We start from the raw sequence: 3,271 nt of genomic DNA on the forward strand, positions 1-3,271 counted from the left end.
CGGCTTGAGGCGGCCGGCGCCGAGCCGTCGGCGGTCGCCGACCTCCACGGGCTCATGGACGCCCTGCTGCACCGCACGGCCTGACGGTCCGCCTGCTCACCAGGCGGATGCCTGCGCCCGGCGCCGCACCTCGGTCTTGCGGCCGTCCCGGAGCGCGTCGATCGGACGGCCCGGCAGCGTCTCGTCCTCGGTGAAGAGCCAGCGCAGGGCCTCCTCGTCGGAGAACCCGGCGTCGCCCAGGAGCACGAGCGTCCCGTGCACGGGCTCGACGAGGCCGGTCTCAGTGAGGAACAGCGCCGGGACGCTGCGCACGGCCCGCTCCCCGCGGCGGACTGCCAGCAGCCTGCGGTCCTTCACGAGGTTGTGGACGCGGGTGACGACGACGTCGAGCCGCTCGGCAACGTCCGGGAGCGTCAGCCACTCCCCCACGAGGGCGTCGAGGTCGGCGGGGATCAGATCGGAGGCGGCGCTGGTGTTCACGGCTCCACGATAGTGGCCCGGCGCCCTCCGGTCACGGCGCGGTCTCGGAGCGCCCGCAGGCCCGGTAGGCGACTTGACATCAGCGCCCCGGATGCGACACGCCGCTACGACCTGGGATGCACCATTTTCTCAGCTCATTCTATGTCTGCAGCCTGGCACTCATCGCGATTCTCCACTACTCTCACAAAGGTCACAGAATGATCTCGTCAACACGACACGCCGTTGTTGGCGAGATCGTTGTGTGATCACGCGGCGGGTGGCCGCTGCGTCTTCCCATCACCGTCATCGACACCTCGTGAGGTAATCGACCCATGTCAGCTCCCCTGCCGCCGACGGCGCCCGCCCCGCAGCGCGCCTCCGGTCAGCGACTCGTCCGCTCGGCCCTGACCACCTCAGTGGTGCCGCTCATGCTCCTCGGCTCCGCCCCGGCCCAGGCGGAGGAGGCGCCCCGTTCCGCCGAACAGCGCCCCTCGCCGTCGTCCTCCGGCGCCACCGCCGGGGCCGCGACCACCGCCTACACCGTCCGCCGCGGCGACTCCCTTTCCGAGATCGCCTGGGCCCACCGGGTGCCGTTGAAGGAGGTCTTCCGCCTCAACGGCATGGACTACAGCACGGTCATCTACGCCGGTCAGAAGATCCAGCTGCCCACCGGGGCCTCTGCGTCGCAGCCCGCCGAGCGCCGTGCCCCGGCGTCCTCCGAGCGCTCCGGCGAGTCCGCGACCACCTACACGGTGCGCCGCAACGACGGCTGGTGGATCATCGCCAAGCGCACGGGCTCCACCATGGCCGCCCTGCAGCAGGCCAACGGCATGTCCGCCTCGACCATGCTCCACCCGGGCATGGTCCTGAAGGTCCCCGGCACCGGTGCCGCGGCCGGGGCCCCCGCCGAGCAGTCGGCCCCGGAGCCGCAGCGCCAGGCCACCCCGGTCCAGCGCACCTCCTCGACCTCCGGCGAGGTCGTCCGCTACACCGTGGTCAAGGGTGACTCACCGTGGCGCGTGGCGCAGAAGTTCGGCATCTCCGTGAAGAAGCTGCGCGACCTCAACGGCATGACCGTCTCGTCCCCGATGTACGTCGGCGACGTGCTGATCGTGGACGACGGCGCACCGAAGTCCACCGCCCCGGTCCCGGCGGACCGTCCGATCGGCAACACGTTCCTCCACTACACCTACCCGGAGCACGTCACCGCCTCGGCGAACGAGAACTACGCCCGTCTGCAGGCCGCTCCCGCCCCGAGCCCGGCCGAGATGCAGCAGATCATCCGCGAGACCGCCCAGGGCATGGGCGTGGACCCGCGCCTGGCCCTGGCCCACGCCTACACGGAGTCCCGCTTCCAGCATCGCTCGGTGTCCCCGGCGAACGCCCTCGGCGCGATGCAGGTCATCCCGGTGGCCGGCGAGTTCGCCTCCCAACTGGTCGGCCGCGAGCTGAACCTCCTGGACCCGCATGACAACGCCACCGCCGGCGTCGCCATCATCCGGTACATGCAGCAGAACACCCCGACCCGGGACATGGGCATCGGCGCCTACTACCAGGGCCACGGCGGCGTGATGAGCCGTGGCATGAAGCCGGACACCCTCGCCTACGTGGCGCGGGTGAAGGCCGCCATGGCGATGTTCTGATCCGGCAGGCACAGAGGACCCGCCTGCAGGCGTCCTTCACCGCCCGCACGCCCTCGGTGTGCGGGCCGGTGGCGTCTGCGGGGTGTGCTCTACCCTGGTGGAATGACTCCCCCGCACACGGATCCTCTGGTGGGTGCGACCCTCGACGGGCGCTACCTCATCCGTGCGCGCCTGGCACGCGGCGGCATGTCCACCGTGTACCTGGCGTTGGACACCCGCCTGGACCGCGAGGTGGCCGTCAAGGCCATGCTCCCGCACCTGGCGGAGGACCCCGCGCTCGTGGAGCGCTTCGAGGGCGAGGCGAAGACCGCGGCTCGGCTGGCGCATCCCCACGTGGTCGGGGTGCTGGACCAGGGCCACGCGGACGGCCCCGGCGGTCAGGTCGTCGCCTATCTCGTGATGGAGTACGTGCCGGGCTGCACCCTCCGCCGGATCGTGCGGGACGAGGCCCCGCTGACGACACGTCGGGCCCTGGACCTCCTCCTGCCCGTGCTGGAGGGACTGGCCGCTGCCCACGCCGCCGGCCTCATGCACCGGGACGTGAAGCCGGAGAACGTGCTCGTCGGCGACGACGGGCGGATCAAGGTGGCCGACTTCGGCCTGTCCCGGGCGACCACCTCCCACACCTCGGGCGGACAGGCCCTCGTGGGCACGGTGGCCTATCTCTCTCCCGAGCTGGTGTCCGGGGCGGACGCCGACGCCCGTTCGGACGTCTATGCCGCCGGGATCATGCTCTACGAGCTCCTGACCGGCCGCCAGCCGTACACCGCGGACAGCCCGGTCCAGGTCGCCTACGAGCACGTCCGCAGCCGGGTGCCCTCGCCGAGCACGGCGGCCCCCGGTGTCCCCGACGCCGTGTGCGACCTGGTCCTGTGGTGCACCGAGCCGGACCCGGCCGACAGGCCCGCCGACGCCGCCGAGCTGGCCGAGGAGGTCCGCCGGCTGCTGGCCGCCACCCCCGACTCCCTCCTGGACCGGCTCCCCGCCCCGCCCGGGCCGGAGGAGCGAGGAGAGCCTGGAGAACGCGGCCGTGGTGATCGAGCCGGCCCCCCTCGGGCGCCCAGCCCCACCTCCGTGGTCCCCGTTACCCCGGCCGTTCCCCGACGACCGGCCCCCGCCTCCCCCCCCGGGGGAGGCCCCCCGCCTCCGCCGCCCCGCCCACCACGGAC

3 protein-coding genes are annotated in these 3,271 nt (G+C 72.5%); 2 read left to right on the forward strand and 1 reads right to left on the reverse strand.

Translation table 11 applies throughout. The features are described 5' to 3' along the window. Positions 1–96: 96 nt before the first annotated feature. Positions 97–480 carry an Rv2175c family DNA-binding protein gene (locus tag AC2W7A_RS10795; RefSeq protein WP_485991353.1) on the reverse strand — a complete coding sequence of 128 codons (384 nt, stop codon included), beginning with the start codon at positions 478–480 and terminating at the stop codon, positions 97–99. A gap of 311 nt (positions 481–791) precedes the next feature. Between AC2W7A_RS10795 and AC2W7A_RS10800 the strand changes: the two genes are divergently transcribed. Both AC2W7A_RS10800 and AC2W7A_RS10805 read left to right on the forward strand, forming a co-directional pair. Next, a complete protein-coding gene (locus AC2W7A_RS10800; RefSeq protein WP_485991354.1) occupies positions 792–2,102 on the forward strand; it encodes a LysM peptidoglycan-binding domain-containing protein in 1,311 nt (436 codons plus the stop codon). Positions 2,103–2,204: 102 nt separating this feature from the next. Then, the coding region (locus AC2W7A_RS10805) for a protein kinase domain-containing protein (RefSeq protein WP_485991355.1) at positions 2,205–3,271 on the forward strand (1,067 nt) is incomplete at its 3' end.

This window comes from Micrococcus sp. LASM2_SD2 (assembly GCF_057364565.1).

Excerpts from the sequence above, each read along its gene's own strand:
- AC2W7A_RS10800 (WP_485991354.1), top strand. The coding sequence starts at position 792 with ATGTCAGCTCCCCTGCCGCCGACGGCGCCCGCCCCGCAGCGCGCCTCC.